We start from the raw sequence: 16,475 nt of genomic DNA, 5'->3' as shown, positions 1-16,475 counted from the left end.
CATCGCTTATCCTTCATCGCTTATAAAGCACTTCAATCATTGCCATATATTCTTCTTCGCTAACGTCCATCATCATATTCATCGTTTCCTTATGAGCTGTAAGCATGGCCACAAAACCATCAATTTTGTACTGACTTTGTTTTTTCGACGGTGCTTTGAGCCCTTGTGTGTTGATAAAAGCAACGACATTTTCCGTACAGTAGATCAATAATGGATTGTCGGTTTCGACGCGCCTCTCATACATTAAAATTTCTAAATCATCGAAAGGCGCATTGAGTGTAGAAGGATATTGCCGCACTTCTACACAATCAAAACCTTCCATTTCTAACTTTTCAACTAGCTTGACCGCATGCGCTGGGTCATAGTTAATTTGTTTAATATCGTACATTTGTGACTGTTCCTTAATGTACTCAAACACCATATCATAATCGATTGTTTTCCCTTCGCACAAAGTCACAAAACCACGCTCCACTAAATGGCGATAAGGGATGTTCTCCATCTTTTCACGAGCTTCTAGTCCTTCCGATGGAATGAAATACATTTGTTTTACTTTCAATTTTGCTTTTCCGCTGTCGTCCACAACAGGAAAGTTCAAGCTCACACACGTTAAGTCGGTTGTTTTTGATAAATCCAAGCCGACCACGCACGTCATACCCGTTAAATCACCTAGGTCGTTAACTAAACATCTTTCAACAATATCTCTTTCAAAATAAGTGCCACTGGAACGAACGAAAATGTTCAAATGTTTTGCTAAAAACTCGTCTTTTCGTTCGGCGGACACTTGCGCCTCTTTAAACTGATTCATCAAATAGTCTTTTTTCACCGAAATCCCGTAGTTTGGATTCACTTTTGCCCAAACTGTAGGATCATCCCATCGGTCGCCTTTATCTGGCTCATAAATGAGTACAAACCAAGAATCATCGTCAATCTCACCATTCAAAATCTTTTTGCAGTAATCATAAATTTGTAGACCGACAGACGTTGTACCTTTACCAGCTGTCGAAACGATCATCATTAATGGCTGTCTCCTTGCACCCATACCAGACTTTAACACATCATACATATCTGCATTTCCTTGCGCATGTACCTCGTCTAAAAGGACAAAATGAGGATTTTTCCCATCAAGTCCTTTCGTTTCTCTAGACAGTGGCTGCAATGTATTTTTAAACTTTTTGCCATTGACCGTAAAAGAGTAAACGATCGCATTCACGCCACCTTTTGGTCCCTTATAAATTTGTGTTCGCTGATTCAAGTCAGGACTGTTTTCAATCGTAATCGCTATTTTTTTCGCAGATATGTTCGCTTGCTCTTTATCTACCGCAGCAGTGTAGCATTCGGCACCAAACTCTCCATCTGCATATAACGCATAGGTTGCTGCACCAGCTGCAATCGTTGTTTTTTCATTTTTCCGCGGAACTTGAATATAGCTTGTACGAATCACTCGCACATCTTGACCGTTATCATCTTTCTTTTTCCAACCATAAATGTTTGTGAATGCAAACCGTTGCCAATCTTTTAACTCATAATGCCGCCCAGCGACTTCTCCTTCTGCATAAATACAAAACGTTTCCATGAAATCCATCGCACGATTAGCAGCGTCTAAATCAAGCCAAATGTCTTTTCGCTTCTTCCAACGTTCATAACGCTCAACAGCTTTCTGAACCGTTTGCGGATACTTCTTTTTGTTTCGCTTCACCTTCTTTACAAACTGGTCAGCATAATTCACACCACGCTCGATCATAAAACATCAGTCCCATTTATTCGCAAATGCTTGAAAAGCGTCTGTTGTGGCATTCGCCACTTCCCCAGTAATCTGTTTTTGCGTTTTTGGCGTCAATCCTAACTGTTCCAACAACTTGCTCATTTTCGTATTCCAATCGGCCGTTTGTTGAGCAAGTGGATGCTTCATCTCATTTGTTGCACCAGCTTTGTTTGTATGTGATTTTGTTGCAGGAAATCCTTCTTCTTGCCACTTTTCATACACTTGCGAATAAACCATGTAGGCATCTAAGTACAACTCTAGCAACGGCTCAAGTGACTTGTTGTAAGTGCCATTTTCCTTGAGTAGACCAACAATCCGCTCCCGTTCCTTTTTTCGTTTTTTCGTTAGTGCCGCTTTTATTTTTTTATCCAAATTTCACACCCCCTTTGAAAATTTCATTTTGGCGCACGTTTGAGGCCGGTCGCGGTCTTTTTCCCACAATCACCCAAAAATCAAGGGTAGGGGGGCTAAATGTAATAAATATACATTATATCAACAAAAGAAATACGGTCGTTCCTCCCACTTCCGACTTCCTTCTTCAACCTTCTTATGGCACGATTCGCAAAGCAAAATAAGATTGCTAGGGTCAAGTTTAAGAGAAGGATTTTCGCTAATCGGCACAATGTGATGAATGTGCGCCTGCCTCCCAAATACAAATCGTCCACATTCTTTGCAGCAACCTCCATCACGTTCATAGATGTATTCACGCATTCGCTGCCACTCCAGTGACCGATAGAACGGTTTATTTTTCGACTGGTGCTTTCGTTTAGGCTTATGTTCGTCGCAATACAAACCTCGAACAATGCGACGATTACAGCCGTTATAGTTGCAATATCGCATTATTTATCAGCTACTTTACTTTTAGTCGTTGCTTTGTTTTGTGCCGGTTTCTTCTCTGCCATCTCTTCTTTTCGCTCCATTACAACTCGCTTACTTTCTGAATCCCACTTTTGAATATGCGTAGCCGTTTCCCGGATGATTTGCATGTATATCAGCTCCTTTCATAAAATAAAAAGCACCCCGAAGGATGCTTTTAAAGAATTACTATATAGATACTACTGTGAATCTAGATATTTTTGGTGTTAATATTACATTTCTCAGCTCAATATCTTTTCCATATTCCATAGTGACAATACTAAATTGTTTGTTTATCATCATCGTAACTTCTTGAACTGCTTCATCAATATTTTGGGCTGAATGAGTTAATTTACCTAACAATTGATTATTATCGTTAAAAAACTCCACTTGATATTGTTTTGCCATAGTCTCTCCCTCCTTTCGCCAACTCAATACGACAAAAGGAGGCATATTCCTACACCGTTCGTTCGTCAAATCTCGACAAAAATAATAACCGCCACTCCATATGAAGTGGCGTCCCGCTTCAACCAAAGTCTTTCACGTTATCATCATAACACCTCTAAACGAAAACGTTGTGCCATCTTTGTGCCAAAATTGTGCCACGATTGTGCCATCATCCGCTTACCAGTATCGACTCCCCCGCTTCCTGTTCTTCGTAAACATCCGCTTGGCCATTTCATGCATTTCGTCTATCGGTTTGCTTCGAATAATGTTGGATACATCCACCGTCGTCAGCTTCCTGTTCCCGATCCGATAGCCTTTTTTGTTAAGTTCCTGCACTACTTTCGTGACGCTTTCCAGCTGCACATACAAATACACCGCTTCTTCTTCCATCGTTGTTGGTGTGTAGCTTTCAAGCATCTGAATGTATTCTTGCAAATATTCGATTCGCTTTTTCGCTTCCTCGACCAACATCTACTTTCCCTCCAATGACTTCACTTCAATTTACAGACTGATGCACTCGCCCAATGATGAAACCCCTTGATTTTTCTAGCTTCAAACCATTTTGCAAAACGAGTGCACACCATGATTTTTTATGTTGTACTAATAGCTAAAAAAGAAAAATCATATCTTATATTTCATCATCGCTTTGTCCATGGCATCTTGGTTGACGCCGATATACTTCAATGTAATGTGTGGACTCGAATGGTTAAACAGCTCTTGAAGCATGGCAACGTCTTTTGTTTGCTGGTAAAAATGATAGCCAAATGTCTTTCTCAACGTATGCGTACCCACTTCATCCAACGATACATATTCGGCCGCCTCACGAAGAATGCGATACGCCGTTGAACGGTCAATAGGACGGTTCCCGCCTTGTCGGCTTCGAAAAGCATATTCGCCGTCTTTGAGCGTTTTCGCGTACTCAATTAACTCTTTCCGTATCGCTGGCGGAATGCGGATTCGTTTTTCCTTTCTCGTTTTCTTTTCTCGAAGTTTCAAATGCGTTTGTAGCAAGTCTTCCTTCTTCAATTGCAATATGTCCGATATACGCAAACCTGTATTAATCCCAATGATGAACAAAATGTAATTTCGTTTGCTTCGTTGTAACAAGTATTTTTTCATTGCTGCAATCTTTTCAGTATCACGAATCGGTTGAACAAAGTTCATGGCTCGTCCCTCCTTCTTTTCCGATACACTTCGATTTCAAGAGCGAATGCCAGCTTGTAAAATGCCCTTGATTTTAAACGATAATAATGCCGATGACTCATCCCTAGCTCGTTGTAAACGGCGTAATCGAATACCTCTTCTCCATTCATATATCGCTGAATAATAATCGCTCGTTCCCAGTAATCGAGACGATTCACCGCCTCGATGATACGCTGAATGTACTCCGCTCTCTCCCGCTCGTAATCTGCGTTTCTAATGGCTATTTCTTCGGTTGAGGAGTGGAACTGATTTGTTTTTGTAGGAACGAGCGAGTAGTGTTGAGTCACCTTTGGCAGCTGGTCTAATTTCAATGTCAGCAAGAAAATGCGATATTTTTCGAGCGCCGCTTCTACCGCTTTTTTCGTCGCTTTTCGATCGATTTCAGGTAACATAAAATCCATCTTCCCAACCTCCGAAATAGTGATTATCGCTGTCGAAATGCCCCACCCTTGCCACGTCTATACACTGGGCGACAGACGCCCATTAACTCCTTAATATCTCGCTCCGTCAGCCGCTCTTTACCCCGTTTCTTTTTACGCGCTTTCTTCCGTTTGTTTTGACGTTCTTTATTGACTTTCATCCATTTTTTTAATTCTTGCTGGATTGTTCGCATGGTACCTCTCCCTTTCGTTTTTCTGGTAAAACAAAAGAGGACACCAATCATACAGAGATAGCTTTGCTACTCTGTACAATCAGTGTCCTCACGCTCTCGGTCTTGGACATATTTGGTTTTAATTCCATTATATCAAGCTGTCTGGTGATGTAAAAGCTTATCGATGTACGCAATTCCTTTTGCCGTAATATAAGTTTGTGGCTTGTTGATGATTTGATCGCCCATTTGAATCGGCTTTTCTTTGACCACAAAGTATCCGCGATCGATATATTTTTGATAAGGTGTATTGTCGTTCATCAGCAAGCCCATTTGCCGTAGCTTCTTGAAAAAGTTATTGCGACCGTATCCAAGAATTTTCGCAACCTCGCCAACCTTCTGATAATTTTCACCGCTAAGAAACCGATCATGTTGTTCAATTTTCGGCTGTGCTAACGCAAGTTTTTGCTCCAATGCTTGCTTTTCCCGTTGTTCTTCAATCCATCGCTCCGCTCGTTTAATCGGGTCTTCAATCATATATGACGGTGCATGTAGAACAAGCAACTGTTCTTTCATTCGCTTAAATTCTTGAATAAATTTCACCTTCATCTTCATCGCTTCTGGAGTGACGTAACTCATAGCAACTAAAGCGAATGCATCTTCTGTTAGCAAGTATTTACGATAAAACTGCTTGTTTTGAGGATGTTGGTAATGGGTCTGCGCAAAGTTGCTCAACCCCCATTCTCTTTCGCCAGCTTGATTAAGTTTGTCGAGTTGCACTTCGATATCTCGTAAAACGTCTGCATGTCGCTTTCCGAAACAATCCGCTACCGTTAAGCTATCCGTAACAGCGCGACCATTATCAATGAAAACTAGATTGCTCATTCTATTTTTCCTCCTTAAAAAGAAATATATTTTCTCCCTCTTTTCCTCTTTATTAAGGAGGGATGAATATGCATAAAAAATTTTTTCAAAAAGTAATTACCAAATTATTTTTAAATGAATATTTTTTTAATTTTTTCCTAATGGCCGTTCGGCCTCGGGTAATCAACTTAGACTTTATTAACCTTATTGGAATTCTCCTCGGATCAATTTGCTGATCCGAGGAGAAGCTTAATGTATAAAAGAATTTAAAACGGCAAATCATCTTCACGTGGCCATTTACTGCATGCGCCCCAGTTTTGTGGATCATTACGCCATCGCTCGGCTTCGATTTCTTCGTATTTGTCGTATAGAAAGTCAAAAAGCTGACGTAAAGATTCGCTCTCCGGCGATCCAAATGCACTTTCGGAAAAGCTGATGTAATCCTTTAGCTCCAATACATCGTCTTCAGAAATTGGCGGCAATGTAAGCAATATCATCACCCCAAGAACTCATAAATGTTTGTTTGCCCCTCTGGAACGACAAATAATGTCTGTTTCCGTTGAATGTGCAATTCTCCAGACGATACTTCTTGAAGCGCCTTGTCCGTCTTACAAATCGGACATTGCACAAGATGCTGTTCTTCAAAGTCTTGCGAAACTGCAAACATTACCTCGCAACTTTCACACTCATACACATGAACCGCAATTTTCACTTCAAAACAACTCGCTTTCCTCGTATTTTATCCGCGCGGTTTTTCCTTTTGCTGTTTCAATGATCGTATATCCATGTTCAACCGCTTCCGCTACTTTCGCTTTCCCTTGCACGCCGTCAACGACAATCACAAGCACCTTCCCTGGCACGACGGGGTGTGAAACGATCATATTATCTATATCAATCTGCAATTCTTGTGCTCTTTTGCTCACCGGAATCCCTCCGTTGTGGTATAATAAAGTTAGGCTGTCGGGAGGAATCCCGGCTTTTTTGTTTTATTCAATCACTTTCCATCCGCGTCGAAGTCGGCTTTGTAGCTCATACTTGCGCAACGGCTCATATACATAAACCGCATCGCGATTTTCCTTTCGATATAGCAAATACCATTTGGCTTTCCGCTTACGACGTTTCATTCAGCATTCACGTCCGAATGTAGCTTCTCAAGCGCAACTAAGTAAGCGTATTTAAATTTCAGCACTTCGCAATATACGATGGCATCGACCATTTCCTGTTGCAAATGCTCTAACCACCCCAAAAATGTGTAGTCGCTTGGATTGACGGTTTTGCCGTATTTTTCAATCCCCTTTTCCGTTTGTGTTTCGAGCAACTTTTGCACGTTGCGAAGTATTTGGTTTTTGTTAAGCTCATTCATCCAATGCTTCGCGTTCATCTCAATACCCACTTTCCTGGCGATGATGGTTGACTGCATTTTTGCGCATATACGCTGCCTCAACTTCATCCCAAGTAAATCCGAGCGTTTCCATTAATCCGACATAGAGATTGAACGTCCATTCCCATTGCTCTTTAATGTTCGCGAGCCTTGCTTGGTCGTATAACGCTAAAAATTGTGCATCGAGCGATATTTTTGTGATTGGGATAATTTCAACTGACGGTTTAACATGAATCTCGTTGCCAATCGACAAGAGAAAATGCAATACATCTGCGCCTTCTTCAAGAATTTTTGCTTTCGATGAAGGTCCTTTGTTGCTCCAAAACTTAAAGCATCGAGTTTCGTTTGCCAGCTCCCCGATCTCTACGAGTAAGGCAAGCAACTTAGAGTAAATTCTTCTGTCATCAGGTTGCCTTGGATGCTGCTTCTCAATCCGCTCATCCAGTTCCCGCTGCATGTCAAAAAGCTTGGATAAATCCATCATTTTGCTCCCCTTTTCTTTCTGTTTTGTGGCCAGCGCCAGTCAATGATTCGACGGTTATCTTCATCGTAATATTTTTTGCGTGGACGGCTTCGGTACGCCTCTAACTCTTCTGGTGTTAAGTAGCTAACCACAACTGGACCATGTAAAGACTTACGACTCATCGCAAATCCTCCAATCGTTTTTGTATTTCTTTTAGCGCCATTTGTTTATATTGAATCGGACAATGTTCATATCGCACGATAACGTATAACTGTCTAAGCGTTGCTTCTGACCAGTTCATTACGTTCCCCCTCCGCTCTTTCGTATTCCTGTTGAATCTCTTCTAACGTCAATTTCGATAGCGACCGTCCATCTGTTGCCACGAAAACGCCTTTTCGCCTTAGACGTTGAATCAATACATGTTTGAGTAAAAGCACATGTTTCACCTCCGAAAAAAGCGATCAAGTTTTGACAGCGAATATGATTTGCCGTTGATTTCAAGCGACACAAGGCGTTCTCTAGTAATCTCGTATCGCTCTAATACGTCACGCAACGCTGTTTCGGATGGAATACTGCCAGTGAAACCAACGATTCGCCCAACGTCGTTTCGATACTCTAACCGAATCCAAATCGGGTACGGCATAGCGCTCACCTAGTCATTGCGATATTTTTTCAGTCGCTCTTCTAGCTCGCGCCGCTTGCGTTCGAGCGCTTCTTGATCTGCGTCAGCTTTGTGTTCATATTGCGAATAGTCGGTATTCAACCAGTCTGGAACAATCTCCGTCCGAATGGCTTTTTTTCCATTCGTGCTAGAGCCATTCCGTTTTTTGGCTTGCTGTTCTTTGAATGCCTTTTGCGCTGCACGCACTTGTTCCACGGTTTGATAGCCCTTATCAGACCAGTCACGCAAAATGGTTTCAACGTATTTCCACGTCTTGACGCCATTTTCTACTGCAATTTTCATCGCTTCTAAAACAAGTGTTTCAGACGTGTCATCGATCCAAGTTGAAATCTTTTCGCTTATGTAGCCACCAATCGTGCCAAATCCGTTTTGTTCAAAGAAAGCGAATGGATTCTCGCGCACGCGTGCTTCTTCTTCTACTTCTTCTTTTTTCTCTGTAGTAATCTCTGTAGTATTCTCTGGTATTGGTCTGTTCAAATTGAGCACATCGAATGGCCATTTTGAACAGATGGACTGTTCATTTTGAGCAGATGGACTGTCGATTTCGTCAGTCGTCTGTTCATTTTGAGCAGTCGATGTGTCATTTTGAACAGTCGTTTGTTCATTCACTTTGTAGATCGGATTTTCAAGCTCAGCCAATTTGTCATAATTGATTCGATACCATTTCGTCTTGTCGATCTTTGAGCGATTGAAATTCCCTGCAATAATAAGCCCTTGCTTTTCAAGTTTTGTGATGATACGGCGAATCGTACTTTCCGACCAGAACGGAAATTGCTCTTGCCATTCCTCATATGTGTTGTATACCCACTTATGCCCTTCGTGTATGTGATTGCTGCGTTCAAGCCAGTAATGCAATTGCTGCAACACGATGCTTTCATTTAAGCCGATCATAGCCGCTAGTGACGGTAAAAGCACTAACGGCTCCTCGTTCAAAAGAAATTTTGTCGCCATGTATATCCCCTTCCTTGCTTTCCATATCATGTTCTGGCATAATGAACCTAGAAGTCTGAAATAAAAACCTGTATATCACCTTTTCCTAATCGGTCGGCTATTTCTAATGCGATTTGACGGCACTCGCTCGCCTTTTCCCTAGTTTTATCTGAACGTAGTGGGATGTAAATGACACATTGAGCGCGTGAATGAGTGCCGTATGGATCGTTTCGAAATAGCCGTTTTTCTTGGTTACGAATTCTACTTCAAATAGCATATTTACGCGCATGAAGCATACAATGTAGTGATGCTTCATAACCTCCCTTCTAGCAAGACAAAACATTCTTTTTCTCAAGCTGGCGCAACTTTGCAGACACAGATAATTCACTTCGCTCCAAGCGTGCAGCAAGCTCCGAAATATCGAAAATGTCTTTATGTTGCCATAGATAAAACTCTTCCTCTTCGGTCCACTTGCCTCTTTTTATGCGAGGGCTTTCTTTCGATAACAACACAGATAGCTGTTGCATTTGCTTGCCGATCGGACAACTTATGACACATACGCTTTGTGTACCGTTATGCCGTTCTTCACATCCTGCACACTTATCGAGCAATTGCAAGATTTGCAAACGAATTTGCTTTTTCTCTTCCCGCGTCATACCATCACCCTAGCAATCGTGATACAAAATCAATTTGAATGCCGCGCTTGCGCATATCAGCAACGATTTCAAACAGCTGCGCGCGACGTGCTTTCTTTTGCTCAATTACTTGCAGCTCATCTAACAAAAAACGCAACTCCGACATTTCGATTTTCGCTGTTTCATAGTCGCGGTTTTGAAGCGATTCCTGTATGTACTCGATGCACCGCGATGCTTTTTGCACTAAATCCGCTTCTTGTAAAAAGAGTGTATCTTGCATAACTTCTTCCTCCTCTGAAATGAATGGCTAGACGTCTTCGCAATGACCATTCATGTATTTTGGCGCGGCTCCCCTTTCGGATCGTCGCCAGCTCTCGCTCGGTCTAGTGTGCATACGCACCGATTGAAGTACAAGCTGATGGGCTGGGGGACACACCCATTTCCAGGCTGGGGAGATACCTGTTGCTTGTACTCCAATCGGCAAGCATGCGCTTGCCCTTCCTTTCGCAAATCGTTTATGTTAAAATGTGATTAGGTTCGGTTATTTATTGAGCGATGGCTAGTGTTGGCGCACTGGCCATTTTTCTTTTGTACCACTCTTGTTTTACTGTGAGTTCCAAGGCGAGTAGCAATGCTGGATCATTACGAAACTCGGCACATAACTTTCTCACTTCACTTGCTTTCATTAAACGGCTTGCTGAAATGACAAAATACATTACCACCACTCCTTTCGTGATTGTTCCAAGCGTTTGTTCATTTCCTTTTTCCATCCAAGCAACGCTTTGCCATATTCGCTGTTAAGCTGACCTTCCCGCGAGAGTCGTAAAAATTCACTTGTGTAAAAATGAATCGCTTCGACGTCCGTCATTTCCGCTAAATTCGGTAACTGAATCATTTGATTTTCCCCCTTTGTCATTTTCGAATAAATCCTTTCGTCTGCAATTTCGTACGATGCTTTTGCCACATTTTGAGCCACGAAAAACCGTAATCGACACATATAACCGCGACATATTGCGTGAGCGCTACAATCGCGTCAATCGCTTGCAAAATCGCTTCTTCCAAGTGCTGTTTGTCGTACTCCCTAATCGCCCGAGGATGATTCGCTACACATACACTTTCAATCGCTTGTAGCGCTTCAGTTAGTTCCTCTTTCGTTTTCATCGCCACGCTTGCACGGTGTAGATCGACCACCTCACCGTCCAGCTTCACTGGTCCCCATCCTGTGTATTCCGCCGCTGCCTCTAATGCCACCCACGGATTGTTATGCTTTTCGGTGAAATATTTCGATATGTTCGGTTGTACCCGATACCGTCCGTTTTCTTGCTGGGAAACCGCTTCGCGAGATTCATAGATTTCAAACGAAAGCTGTTGTTGTGTCATCCCTGTCGCCTGCCGCGCCGCTTTCACCGCATCGGCCGCTCTACCACGTTTCATTGTTTGTTCTCCCCCTTCTACCATCACCATTGAGAATGGCATGTTATAGTATCATTAGAACAGGCTCATTGAGCAATCGGTGTTTTTGTGTTTTTGTTGGTCTTTGTTTCTTTTCTCATGAATATGTCGCGGAAATACTTTTGCAAGAACTCTTCCATACGCGATGCGATGAAGCACCATCGCTCTCCTTTTTTCTCTGGGTAATACACAAATCCACCGTTTTCTAAATCAAGCATTTGCCGATAGCGCGGATGCAAAAGGATGTTCTCTTTGAGCCAATCCTCGCTATATCCTGTGCGTTCTTTGAGGTCTTGCATCGACCACCAAATTTTATCCAATTCGCTCTACCTCCTTGTAGGAATTTCCTCCCTTCATGTCGAATAATGGCGGTGAAGGGAGGGGATTATCATAATGGACATCAGCCATTTGTTTAAAGGGCAAAATTTAGAGTTGTCTTGTCCTAAGTGTTCTGAAAAAATCACATTTGACGCATCTAAAGCTTTTAAATCAAACAGTTCTATTTCTTGTTCAAGATGCGGCACAACCATCAAACTGGATAATCAGGACGCGATCAGAGACGTTGAAAAACAACTCGGGCGCTTAAAAGATCTTTTTAGTTAAGCCTTATCCTTAACGACAGTGGAGTAAAGAAGTTGAATAACTCTATCAAATTCCTCTTTGCTCCACCCTTTTTCTAAGGCGTACTCTGTGAGCATTATGGCATTTTGTAGTGTACTGTTGATTTGTTGCCAAGCGGGAATCGACTGAACATCGACTACAACTGTTTTCAGTTGTTTGTTTGTCATTCCACTCACCTCCTTTTTCGTAGAATGAGTGAATGTAGACTTATAAAAACTCACCACGTCTTCTAAGTTCGTACCTAATGAAGTCCATAAAGTCACTGTCACTTATTTTTTCTTGTTTCTTTATCTCTAAGAGCGTCTGAACCGCTTCAGATGTTCTTATCTTTCGTAACTCATACGACAACCGATCGTAAACTTTAACACCATCGCCTTTTTTCAATTGATCTAAAACTTGGCGAATGCGATCTGTTTTGTTTTGTTCAACATGCCGTTCGATGTTGTCAAAGCATTGCTCGCTCGTCATTCGCTTTCACCTCCTTTTATGTCGTGGGGATTGAGTTGTTGATGAGAAAAGACACAATGGAAAATTCCATTTCAATCCCCTCCTTGTAGGAATTTCCTCCTTCTTGTCGAATGACTACGTCAGGAAGGAGGTGAAAATGGTGGATATTCAACTAACTAAAGATGCTGATGCTTTGATTTGTCTTCTTTACAAACAATACTGCGCTAAACTAAAAGACGGTGTTCCGAAATCACAAGCTAAAATGTTTGGAAGTTCAGAAGACATCCATCAGACGATCGCACCTAAATGGTCTTTTGAAAATGTAGATGAAACGTGCCGTGAACTACACCGCGCTGGTCTAATCGAATGTCGTTATGGAGACGACATCGTTTGGTTTGTACAGCTCAGTGACCTCGGCGTCATCTACATGGAAAATCGCTTCAAAGAGGGTCTCAAAAGTGTGTTAGAGTATCTGAACAAAATTCGAAACGTCTTACCCATCTAATGTTTTTAAAAAGGATACGGTTTGTCTTTCACGTCTAGGAATCTCGCTTTGAGCTTTTCAAGTGGGGTTTCCCGAATATATTGTTCAGACAAGACCCACGCTGTCCCATAATGGTATTTCATTGGTTGCGGAAACTCTTTAATACCGACTGCTTTCATCCATTGAAGCTTCTCTTCAGGAAGCGAAGAATCAAGCACGTATTGTGCCAGTAAAGTGATCACACCTTTGTATGAAACAGCTGATGTTTCCTCGCAGCCGCTACGGATTTGATTTCTTAAGCGATATAGTTGCCTTTGACTGCACCCAAGCGTTTCGGCTAGCTCATGCGCTGGAAGAGTAAGAACGAGTTCTTCAAACTTACGGATGAGCTCTTGCTCTTTCTCTGACACTCCATTCACCTCCGTTCATGTCGTGGAGATTTTAAGGGATCAAATTCAACAACTGAATTAACATGTGCGCTGTCTCCTTATGGGGACGGCACTCTCTCCAACGTGCGGTTCTCAACTTCCCTAATCACGTTTTTGATCTTAGCCGCACCACGCTCATAAATTAAGCGATGTAGCATACGTTCAACTTCAGTTCCGTCTTTTTTCACTTTGCCATGCTCCCAAAGAGCTGCGGTCAACTCACTTACCGTCTTTGCATTGCTTAGAACGCTTTGAACCCATTTGTCAGATTCTTGTTCAACATACTGTTCGATGGTTTGAAGAATTTGCTTTTCATCCAAGCATTGCTCGCTCGTCATTCGCTTTCACCTCCTTTTATGTCGTGGGGATTGAGTTGTTGATGAGAAAAGACATAATAGAAAAATTCATTTCAATCCCCTCCTTGTAGGAATTTCCTCCTTCTTGTCGAATGGCTATGGCAGGAAGGAGGTGATAACAGTGAACAAAATGGATATCGAGCGAGAGCTAGATAAGTCGTTGGATCGGTTTACGCAAGAAATCAATTTCATCCTAGAAACTTCCGATTTTACGGAGAGCCAAAAAGAAAACTTGCTTTTGATGATGAAACATGTATTTTATACGTTCAGCGATTTTAAAAATGTGATTAAAAGGCTAGGGTAGTTATAGAAAGCTGGAAGTCGAATTTTACCTATTCGGCTTCTGGCACATCATGGGCATCTCGTTCATTTCTCGTACCAGCATGTCGTGCACATGATCCCATACTACTTCACGCACAATGTTACGATTCCATTTCGCGTCATTCGATTGTTGACGGACAAAGACGAGTGCTTCTCCGTAAGTAACAAAACTGTTTTTCACTTCTGCAAACTTAGATATAGCTACACGCTCAAACATTTGCTGCAAATCATCCATTGTACTTTGAGGCGCTTCATGCTTCATACAATTACTCACCTCCTTTCATGTCGTGGGGATTGAGTTGTCAAGGAGCTAGCTTTTGTTCACTATAAGTTAACTGGTTACCCAAAAAAATATTGTCTGGGCTAGTATCGAATACTTGTGCTATTTTCACAGCCAACTCATAGTTTAATCGCCGTTTTCCGTTCTCAATCATCCAGTAATACTCTTTAGAAATGCCGACTAAATCGGCAACTTGCTTACAACTAAGTCCTTTTTCAGTACGAATACTTTTTAATTTTTCCAAAATCAATCGTTTATCACCCCTCTTTGTTAACATCAAGTTAACTTTATTATAATTAACTTCCTGTTAACATTCAAGTATTTTTTTATAAAAAATTTCTATTTAGTTAACAAAAAACTTTCCCTCTTTATGTTATCTATTTGTTAACTTATAATTATTATGAACACAAGAAAGAGGTGTTTTATGTGTTAGGTGACCGTTTAAAAAGGCTAAGATTAGAAAAAAAACTCACCCAAGAAGAACTAGGGAAGAAAATAAATGTCACAAAAGTATCCATATCGGGATACGAGAACGGGAATCGAACACCTGATACTGAAACACTTCAAAAACTCGCCGACTTTTTCAACGTCACCACCGACTACCTACTCGGTCGTACCGACGATCCGAATCCGTCGGAAAGCGATGGCATTCCTGAAGAACTAAAAGACCCGTCACTTGGTCTGTTTTTTAAGGAACTGGCAGAGGCGCCGGAAGAACGGCGGGAACAGCTTTTGAAGATATGGGAAATTCTAAAGAGCGAAGGCGATCGGAATAATAAATAACAACAAACACAGTAAGAGAAGACACCAAAAACATAAAGAGGTTGGTGTCACCTAACCGAAGACGAAATCAGAGAGATTGTTCAACATTTCGAGTGGGTAATGCATAAAGCTGCACAAAAGAATAAGTCATCAGGAAAAGACACCGAGGAATAAATAGATAAGGTGTCTTTTTTATTTTGGAAGAGGGAGAGAAAAAATGAACAAATTCAGAGAAATTAAAGATTATCAATCGATTGTTAGGGGGCACAGTGAGCTCGAAATCCAGTAAAAAAATTTTTTATCAACATAATATATGAGGGAGGATTATCGATGAAATCTCCAAATTTATCTGTTGAGGATGTAAAAAAAATCCTTGAGTCCTGTCGAGATGCTATATCTGATTTAGAATTTTTAAATAAAGGTGGGCAAAAACAAGTTTTTAAATGCAAAATTAATAATAAATACTATACTCTCAAATTCTTGGAATTAACAGATTTAAAAGAACCAGGAGATGTAAATGATACTCAAGATATTCAATCAGAGATTTTAGCTCGAGCAACTAGGGAAATAGATATCATGCGAAAATGTAATACACCGACTCTTGTGAAATTAGGACCAATAGGAATGACTCTCGTAAACTACGACGAAAAAAAATTCCTTTATTTTTCAGAAGAATTTATAGAAGGACATGATTTGTTTCAAGTCTTAAGCAAAGGTCCCCTTTCTCAAAGCGAAGTCATACAACTTGGTGTGGACATCACTACGGCTATAGACCACCTATGGTCTATTGGAATGGTTCATCGTGATATTAAACCTAAGAACATAATGCGAAAGATTGATGGAACGTTTGTATTATTAGACACAGGAATTGCCTTTGATACTCAAGGAAAGGCTCTAACCCAGGCCTTCCATATTATTGGAACGAAAATCTACATGTCACCTGAACAGCTGGCAAATATTAAAACTTCTTTAGACTTTAGATCCGATCTCTATTTACTTGGGGTTGTATTGTATGAATCTTTGACAGGGAGGCATCCATTCTTTACCCCTCATATGAACTCTGTACAACTCGTTTCCAAAATATTAAACAACGAGTACATCCCACTATCTCAGTTATATAAAGGGGTACATCCTAAACTTGAAAGGTTAGTAAACAGACTACTATCTGTTCAACCACATTTAAGATATAGATCCTGCAAATCATTAATTCAGCAGTAACTATTCAGCCACCTCATAAAGTGAGCTGAATATTTTTTGGTTTTCCTGTCTATCATGTGAATACGGATAGACAAGGAGGTGAATCGCATGTTGACGGTACAACAAGCTGTATTTACGGTTGAGAGCTTAATCAGCAAAGTCCAACAACAAAAACAGCTCATTCATCAACTCATTCAAGAAAATGAACATTTGCGTCAAGAAAACAAACAGCTACGCAAAGAAAATGAACAACTGACATATCGCGTTCAAGAGCTGGAAGCACGCACGAAAAAAAACAGCTCTAATAGCCATTTGC

General features: G+C 41.2%; 38 protein-coding genes and 1 pseudogene. 6 read left to right on the top strand and 33 right to left on the bottom strand.

The features are described from left to right. Nucleotides 1–13: 13 nt before the first annotated feature. From JV16_RS07985 to JV16_RS07885, 27 genes are all read right to left on the bottom strand, one after another. Complete coding sequence (locus JV16_RS07985) at nucleotides 14–1,741, bottom strand: terminase large subunit (RefSeq protein ID WP_042535142.1); 1,728 nt, start codon at nucleotides 1,739–1,741, stop codon at nucleotides 14–16. Between the two features lie 6 nt (nucleotides 1,742–1,747). Beyond that, nucleotides 1,748–2,134, bottom strand: a complete 387-nt coding sequence (locus tag JV16_RS07980; RefSeq protein ID WP_052481234.1) for a phage terminase small subunit P27 family — start codon at nucleotides 2,132–2,134, stop codon at nucleotides 1,748–1,750. A gap of 120 nt (nucleotides 2,135–2,254) precedes the next feature. Continuing rightward, entirely contained in the window at nucleotides 2,255–2,473 is a 219-nt protein-coding gene (locus JV16_RS15930) for an HNH endonuclease (RefSeq protein WP_244463808.1), read from the bottom strand. A gap of 128 nt (nucleotides 2,474–2,601) precedes the next feature. Further along, nucleotides 2,602–2,748 (bottom strand): hypothetical protein, encoded by a 147-nt coding sequence (locus JV16_RS15675; protein WP_160289324.1) that lies wholly within the window; start codon nucleotides 2,746–2,748, stop codon nucleotides 2,602–2,604. 58 nt (nucleotides 2,749–2,806) lie between these two features. Beyond that, entirely contained in the window at nucleotides 2,807–3,025 is a 219-nt protein-coding gene (locus JV16_RS07975) for a hypothetical protein (protein WP_042535140.1), read from the bottom strand. 216 nt (nucleotides 3,026–3,241) lie between these two features. Beyond that, nucleotides 3,242–3,535, bottom strand: a complete 294-nt coding sequence (locus JV16_RS07970; RefSeq protein ID WP_042535138.1) for a hypothetical protein — start codon at nucleotides 3,533–3,535, stop codon at nucleotides 3,242–3,244. 150 nt (nucleotides 3,536–3,685) lie between these two features. Beyond that, nucleotides 3,686–4,228: a site-specific integrase gene (locus JV16_RS07965; protein ID WP_042535136.1), complete on the bottom strand. Its 543-nt coding sequence runs from the start codon at nucleotides 4,226–4,228 to the stop codon at nucleotides 3,686–3,688. Then, complete coding sequence (locus JV16_RS07960; protein WP_042535134.1) at nucleotides 4,225–4,668, bottom strand: ArpU family phage packaging/lysis transcriptional regulator; 444 nt, start codon at nucleotides 4,666–4,668, stop codon at nucleotides 4,225–4,227. The genes JV16_RS07965 and JV16_RS07960 overlap by 4 nt, the downstream gene beginning before the upstream one ends. A 23-nt stretch (nucleotides 4,669–4,691) precedes the next feature. Next, nucleotides 4,692–4,880: a hypothetical protein gene (locus JV16_RS07955; protein WP_042535132.1), complete on the bottom strand. Its 189-nt coding sequence runs from the start codon at nucleotides 4,878–4,880 to the stop codon at nucleotides 4,692–4,694. Nucleotides 4,881–5,012: 132 nt separating this feature from the next. Beyond that, nucleotides 5,013–5,741 carry a Rha family transcriptional regulator gene (locus JV16_RS15670; RefSeq protein WP_042535131.1) on the bottom strand — a complete coding sequence of 243 codons (729 nt, stop codon included), beginning with the start codon at nucleotides 5,739–5,741 and terminating at the stop codon, nucleotides 5,013–5,015. A gap of 245 nt (nucleotides 5,742–5,986) precedes the next feature. Next, the gene (locus JV16_RS07945) at nucleotides 5,987–6,217 is read right to left on the bottom strand and encodes a hypothetical protein (RefSeq protein WP_244463809.1); all 231 of its coding nucleotides are present in this window, start codon (nucleotides 6,215–6,217) and stop codon (nucleotides 5,987–5,989) included. After that, nucleotides 6,217–6,387 (bottom strand): hypothetical protein, encoded by a 171-nt coding sequence (locus JV16_RS07940; RefSeq protein WP_244463807.1) that lies wholly within the window; start codon nucleotides 6,385–6,387, stop codon nucleotides 6,217–6,219. Before JV16_RS07940 ends, JV16_RS07945 begins: the two co-directional genes overlap by 1 nt. A gap of 46 nt (nucleotides 6,388–6,433) precedes the next feature. Beyond that, on the bottom strand, nucleotides 6,434–6,643 hold the full coding sequence (locus tag JV16_RS07935; protein WP_042535127.1) for an XtrA/YqaO family protein: 210 nt from the start codon (nucleotides 6,641–6,643) through the stop codon (nucleotides 6,434–6,436). Nucleotides 6,644–6,706: 63 nt separating this feature from the next. Further along, the gene (locus JV16_RS15775) at nucleotides 6,707–6,844 is read right to left on the bottom strand and encodes a hypothetical protein (protein WP_167333729.1); all 138 of its coding nucleotides are present in this window, start codon (nucleotides 6,842–6,844) and stop codon (nucleotides 6,707–6,709) included. Then, a complete protein-coding gene (locus JV16_RS07930; RefSeq protein WP_042535125.1) occupies nucleotides 6,841–7,101 on the bottom strand; it encodes a hypothetical protein in 261 nt (86 codons plus the stop codon). Before JV16_RS07930 ends, JV16_RS15775 begins: the two co-directional genes overlap by 4 nt. 1 nt (nucleotide 7,102) lies before the next feature. Next, nucleotides 7,103–7,585 (bottom strand): dUTP diphosphatase, encoded by a 483-nt coding sequence (locus JV16_RS07925; RefSeq protein WP_052481232.1) that lies wholly within the window; start codon nucleotides 7,583–7,585, stop codon nucleotides 7,103–7,105. Then, a complete protein-coding gene (locus JV16_RS15770) occupies nucleotides 7,582–7,746 on the bottom strand; it encodes a hypothetical protein (protein ID WP_167333728.1) in 165 nt (54 codons plus the stop codon). Before JV16_RS15770 ends, JV16_RS07925 begins: the two co-directional genes overlap by 4 nt. Further along, complete coding sequence (locus JV16_RS16095; protein WP_275451382.1) at nucleotides 7,743–7,865, bottom strand: hypothetical protein; 123 nt, start codon at nucleotides 7,863–7,865, stop codon at nucleotides 7,743–7,745. Before JV16_RS16095 ends, JV16_RS15770 begins: the two co-directional genes overlap by 4 nt. Then, a complete protein-coding gene (locus JV16_RS15195; RefSeq protein WP_084220315.1) occupies nucleotides 7,840–8,001 on the bottom strand; it encodes a Fur-regulated basic protein FbpA in 162 nt (53 codons plus the stop codon). The genes JV16_RS16095 and JV16_RS15195 overlap by 26 nt, the downstream gene beginning before the upstream one ends. 5 nt (nucleotides 8,002–8,006) lie before the next feature. Continuing rightward, on the bottom strand, nucleotides 8,007–8,207 hold the full coding sequence (locus JV16_RS07920) for a hypothetical protein (RefSeq protein ID WP_042535123.1): 201 nt from the start codon (nucleotides 8,205–8,207) through the stop codon (nucleotides 8,007–8,009). 9 nt (nucleotides 8,208–8,216) lie between these two features. Beyond that, nucleotides 8,217–9,197, bottom strand: a complete 981-nt coding sequence (locus tag JV16_RS07915; protein WP_042535121.1) for a DnaD domain protein — start codon at nucleotides 9,195–9,197, stop codon at nucleotides 8,217–8,219. A 305-nt stretch (nucleotides 9,198–9,502) separates the two neighbouring features. Further along, nucleotides 9,503–9,832 (bottom strand): hypothetical protein, encoded by a 330-nt coding sequence (locus JV16_RS07905; protein ID WP_042535119.1) that lies wholly within the window; start codon nucleotides 9,830–9,832, stop codon nucleotides 9,503–9,505. 4 nt (nucleotides 9,833–9,836) lie between these two features. Next, a complete protein-coding gene (locus JV16_RS07900) occupies nucleotides 9,837–10,091 on the bottom strand; it encodes a hypothetical protein (RefSeq protein WP_042535117.1) in 255 nt (84 codons plus the stop codon). A 265-nt stretch (nucleotides 10,092–10,356) separates the two neighbouring features. After that, on the bottom strand, nucleotides 10,357–10,533 hold the full coding sequence (locus JV16_RS15665; protein ID WP_160289323.1) for a hypothetical protein: 177 nt from the start codon (nucleotides 10,531–10,533) through the stop codon (nucleotides 10,357–10,359). Continuing rightward, nucleotides 10,527–10,706 (bottom strand): hypothetical protein, encoded by a 180-nt coding sequence (locus tag JV16_RS07895; protein WP_042535115.1) that lies wholly within the window; start codon nucleotides 10,704–10,706, stop codon nucleotides 10,527–10,529. The genes JV16_RS15665 and JV16_RS07895 overlap by 7 nt, the downstream gene beginning before the upstream one ends. A gap of 17 nt (nucleotides 10,707–10,723) precedes the next feature. Next, a complete protein-coding gene (locus JV16_RS07890; protein ID WP_042535113.1) occupies nucleotides 10,724–11,245 on the bottom strand; it encodes a helix-turn-helix domain-containing protein in 522 nt (173 codons plus the stop codon). Between the two features lie 65 nt (nucleotides 11,246–11,310). Continuing rightward, nucleotides 11,311–11,583, bottom strand: coding sequence for a DUF771 domain-containing protein (locus JV16_RS07885; protein WP_084220313.1), 273 nt, complete (start codon nucleotides 11,581–11,583; stop codon nucleotides 11,311–11,313). A 73-nt stretch (nucleotides 11,584–11,656) separates the two neighbouring features. On the opposite strand from JV16_RS07885, the gene JV16_RS07880 reads away from it, so the two are divergent. Beyond that, nucleotides 11,657–11,866 (top strand): SIR2 family protein, encoded by a 210-nt coding sequence (locus tag JV16_RS07880; protein WP_042535111.1) that lies wholly within the window; start codon nucleotides 11,657–11,659, stop codon nucleotides 11,864–11,866. On the opposite strand, the gene JV16_RS07875 is transcribed toward JV16_RS07880, so the two are convergent. Both JV16_RS07875 and JV16_RS07870 read right to left on the bottom strand, forming a co-directional pair. Beyond that, the gene (locus tag JV16_RS07875; RefSeq protein ID WP_042535109.1) at nucleotides 11,863–12,051 is read right to left on the bottom strand and encodes a hypothetical protein; all 189 of its coding nucleotides are present in this window, start codon (nucleotides 12,049–12,051) and stop codon (nucleotides 11,863–11,865) included. The genes JV16_RS07880 and JV16_RS07875 overlap by 4 nt on opposite strands. A gap of 40 nt (nucleotides 12,052–12,091) precedes the next feature. Next, a complete protein-coding gene (locus JV16_RS07870; protein WP_042535107.1) occupies nucleotides 12,092–12,352 on the bottom strand; it encodes a hypothetical protein in 261 nt (86 codons plus the stop codon). A 136-nt stretch (nucleotides 12,353–12,488) separates the two neighbouring features. On the opposite strand from JV16_RS07870, the gene JV16_RS07865 reads away from it, so the two are divergent. Further along, nucleotides 12,489–12,836, top strand: coding sequence for a hypothetical protein (locus JV16_RS07865; protein WP_042535105.1), 348 nt, complete (start codon nucleotides 12,489–12,491; stop codon nucleotides 12,834–12,836). A gap of 5 nt (nucleotides 12,837–12,841) precedes the next feature. On the opposite strand, the gene JV16_RS07860 is transcribed toward JV16_RS07865, so the two are convergent. Further along, the gene (locus JV16_RS07860) at nucleotides 12,842–13,225 is read right to left on the bottom strand and encodes a hypothetical protein (RefSeq protein ID WP_042535104.1); all 384 of its coding nucleotides are present in this window, start codon (nucleotides 13,223–13,225) and stop codon (nucleotides 12,842–12,844) included. A 77-nt stretch (nucleotides 13,226–13,302) separates the two neighbouring features. After that, nucleotides 13,303–13,581: a hypothetical protein gene (locus JV16_RS07855; RefSeq protein WP_042535102.1), complete on the bottom strand. Its 279-nt coding sequence runs from the start codon at nucleotides 13,579–13,581 to the stop codon at nucleotides 13,303–13,305. A gap of 139 nt (nucleotides 13,582–13,720) precedes the next feature. Between JV16_RS07855 and JV16_RS07850 the strand changes: the two genes are divergently transcribed. Then, nucleotides 13,721–13,903 carry a hypothetical protein gene (locus tag JV16_RS07850; RefSeq protein WP_042535100.1) on the top strand — a complete coding sequence of 61 codons (183 nt, stop codon included), beginning with the start codon at nucleotides 13,721–13,723 and terminating at the stop codon, nucleotides 13,901–13,903. Nucleotides 13,904–13,927: 24 nt separating this feature from the next. Here JV16_RS07850 and JV16_RS07845 read toward each other — a convergent pair whose 3' ends face one another. Then, entirely contained in the window at nucleotides 13,928–14,182 is a 255-nt protein-coding gene (locus JV16_RS07845) for a hypothetical protein (protein ID WP_042535098.1), read from the bottom strand. A gap of 40 nt (nucleotides 14,183–14,222) precedes the next feature. Next, a complete protein-coding gene (locus JV16_RS07840; RefSeq protein WP_042535095.1) occupies nucleotides 14,223–14,450 on the bottom strand; it encodes a helix-turn-helix transcriptional regulator in 228 nt (75 codons plus the stop codon). 176 nt (nucleotides 14,451–14,626) lie between these two features. Here JV16_RS07840 and JV16_RS07835 point away from each other — a divergent pair, with 176 nt between their 5' ends. The 3 genes and pseudogenes from JV16_RS07835 to JV16_RS07825 all read left to right on the top strand — a co-directional run. Further along, the gene (locus JV16_RS07835; protein ID WP_042535094.1) at nucleotides 14,627–14,983 is read left to right on the top strand and encodes a helix-turn-helix domain-containing protein; all 357 of its coding nucleotides are present in this window, start codon (nucleotides 14,627–14,629) and stop codon (nucleotides 14,981–14,983) included. A gap of 309 nt (nucleotides 14,984–15,292) precedes the next feature. Next, nucleotides 15,293–16,180 (top strand): serine/threonine-protein kinase, encoded by an 888-nt coding sequence (locus JV16_RS07830; RefSeq protein ID WP_042535092.1) that lies wholly within the window; start codon nucleotides 15,293–15,295, stop codon nucleotides 16,178–16,180. An 87-nt stretch (nucleotides 16,181–16,267) separates the two neighbouring features. Further along, nucleotides 16,268–16,475 (top strand): annotated as a pseudogene (locus tag JV16_RS07825) (IS66 family transposase); the annotation flags it as partial.

Origin of the sequence: Anoxybacillus ayderensis (genome assembly GCF_000833605.1) — a bacterium.
In the GTDB taxonomy this organism is placed as follows: domain Bacteria; phylum Bacillota; class Bacilli; order Bacillales; family Anoxybacillaceae; genus Anoxybacillus; species Anoxybacillus ayderensis.
The sequence above is the reverse complement of the archived record's forward strand: the minus strand, read 5'-3'. Positions and strand labels throughout refer to the sequence as shown.

Excerpts from the sequence above, each read along its gene's own strand:
- JV16_RS07900 (WP_042535117.1), bottom strand. The coding sequence starts at position 10,091 with ATGCAAGATACACTCTTTTTACAAGAAGCGGATTTAGTGCAAAAAGCA.
- JV16_RS07960 (WP_042535134.1), bottom strand. The coding sequence starts at position 4,668 with ATGGATTTTATGTTACCTGAAATCGATCGAAAAGCGACGAAAAAAGCG.
- JV16_RS07875 (WP_042535109.1), bottom strand. The coding sequence starts at position 12,051 with ATGACAAACAAACAACTGAAAACAGTTGTAGTCGATGTTCAGTCGATT.
- JV16_RS07905 (WP_042535119.1), bottom strand. The coding sequence starts at position 9,832 with ATGACGCGGGAAGAGAAAAAGCAAATTCGTTTGCAAATCTTGCAATTG.
- JV16_RS16095 (WP_275451382.1), bottom strand. The coding sequence starts at position 7,865 with ATGAACTGGTCAGAAGCAACGCTTAGACAGTTATACGTTATCGTGCGA.
- JV16_RS07855 (WP_042535102.1), bottom strand. The coding sequence starts at position 13,581 with ATGACGAGCGAGCAATGCTTGGATGAAAAGCAAATTCTTCAAACCATC.
- JV16_RS15775 (WP_167333729.1), bottom strand. The coding sequence starts at position 6,844 with ATGAAACGTCGTAAGCGGAAAGCCAAATGGTATTTGCTATATCGAAAG.
- JV16_RS15675 (WP_160289324.1), bottom strand. The coding sequence starts at position 2,748 with ATGCAAATCATCCGGGAAACGGCTACGCATATTCAAAAGTGGGATTCA.
- JV16_RS07985 (WP_042535142.1), bottom strand. The coding sequence starts at position 1,741 with ATGATCGAGCGTGGTGTGAATTATGCTGACCAGTTTGTAAAGAAGGTG.
- JV16_RS07890 (WP_042535113.1), bottom strand. The coding sequence starts at position 11,245 with ATGAAACGTGGTAGAGCGGCCGATGCGGTGAAAGCGGCGCGGCAGGCG.
- JV16_RS07865 (WP_042535105.1), top strand. The coding sequence starts at position 12,489 with ATGGTGGATATTCAACTAACTAAAGATGCTGATGCTTTGATTTGTCTT.
- JV16_RS07975 (WP_042535140.1), bottom strand. The coding sequence starts at position 3,025 with ATGGCAAAACAATATCAAGTGGAGTTTTTTAACGATAATAATCAATTG.
- JV16_RS15770 (WP_167333728.1), bottom strand. The coding sequence starts at position 7,746 with ATGAGTCGTAAGTCTTTACATGGTCCAGTTGTGGTTAGCTACTTAACA.
- JV16_RS07925 (WP_052481232.1), bottom strand. The coding sequence starts at position 7,585 with ATGATGGATTTATCCAAGCTTTTTGACATGCAGCGGGAACTGGATGAG.
- JV16_RS07930 (WP_042535125.1), bottom strand. The coding sequence starts at position 7,101 with ATGAACGCGAAGCATTGGATGAATGAGCTTAACAAAAACCAAATACTT.
- JV16_RS07945 (WP_244463809.1), bottom strand. The coding sequence starts at position 6,217 with ATGATATTGCTTACATTGCCGCCAATTTCTGAAGACGATGTATTGGAG.
- JV16_RS07880 (WP_042535111.1), top strand. The coding sequence starts at position 11,657 with ATGGACATCAGCCATTTGTTTAAAGGGCAAAATTTAGAGTTGTCTTGT.
- JV16_RS07965 (WP_042535136.1), bottom strand. The coding sequence starts at position 4,228 with ATGAACTTTGTTCAACCGATTCGTGATACTGAAAAGATTGCAGCAATG.
- JV16_RS07830 (WP_042535092.1), top strand. The coding sequence starts at position 15,293 with ATGAAATCTCCAAATTTATCTGTTGAGGATGTAAAAAAAATCCTTGAG.
- JV16_RS07915 (WP_042535121.1), bottom strand. The coding sequence starts at position 9,197 with ATGGCGACAAAATTTCTTTTGAACGAGGAGCCGTTAGTGCTTTTACCG.
- JV16_RS07970 (WP_042535138.1), bottom strand. The coding sequence starts at position 3,535 with ATGTTGGTCGAGGAAGCGAAAAAGCGAATCGAATATTTGCAAGAATAC.
- JV16_RS07895 (WP_042535115.1), bottom strand. The coding sequence starts at position 10,706 with ATGATTCAGTTACCGAATTTAGCGGAAATGACGGACGTCGAAGCGATT.
- JV16_RS15670 (WP_042535131.1), bottom strand. The coding sequence starts at position 5,741 with ATGAGCAATCTAGTTTTCATTGATAATGGTCGCGCTGTTACGGATAGC.
- JV16_RS07845 (WP_042535098.1), bottom strand. The coding sequence starts at position 14,182 with ATGAAGCATGAAGCGCCTCAAAGTACAATGGATGATTTGCAGCAAATG.
- JV16_RS15930 (WP_244463808.1), bottom strand. The coding sequence starts at position 2,473 with ATGCGTGAATACATCTATGAACGTGATGGAGGTTGCTGCAAAGAATGT.
- JV16_RS07920 (WP_042535123.1), bottom strand. The coding sequence starts at position 8,207 with ATGCCGTACCCGATTTGGATTCGGTTAGAGTATCGAAACGACGTTGGG.
- JV16_RS07870 (WP_042535107.1), bottom strand. The coding sequence starts at position 12,352 with ATGACGAGCGAGCAATGCTTTGACAACATCGAACGGCATGTTGAACAA.
- JV16_RS07940 (WP_244463807.1), bottom strand. The coding sequence starts at position 6,387 with ATGTTTGCAGTTTCGCAAGACTTTGAAGAACAGCATCTTGTGCAATGT.
- JV16_RS07955 (WP_042535132.1), bottom strand. The coding sequence starts at position 4,880 with ATGCGAACAATCCAGCAAGAATTAAAAAAATGGATGAAAGTCAATAAA.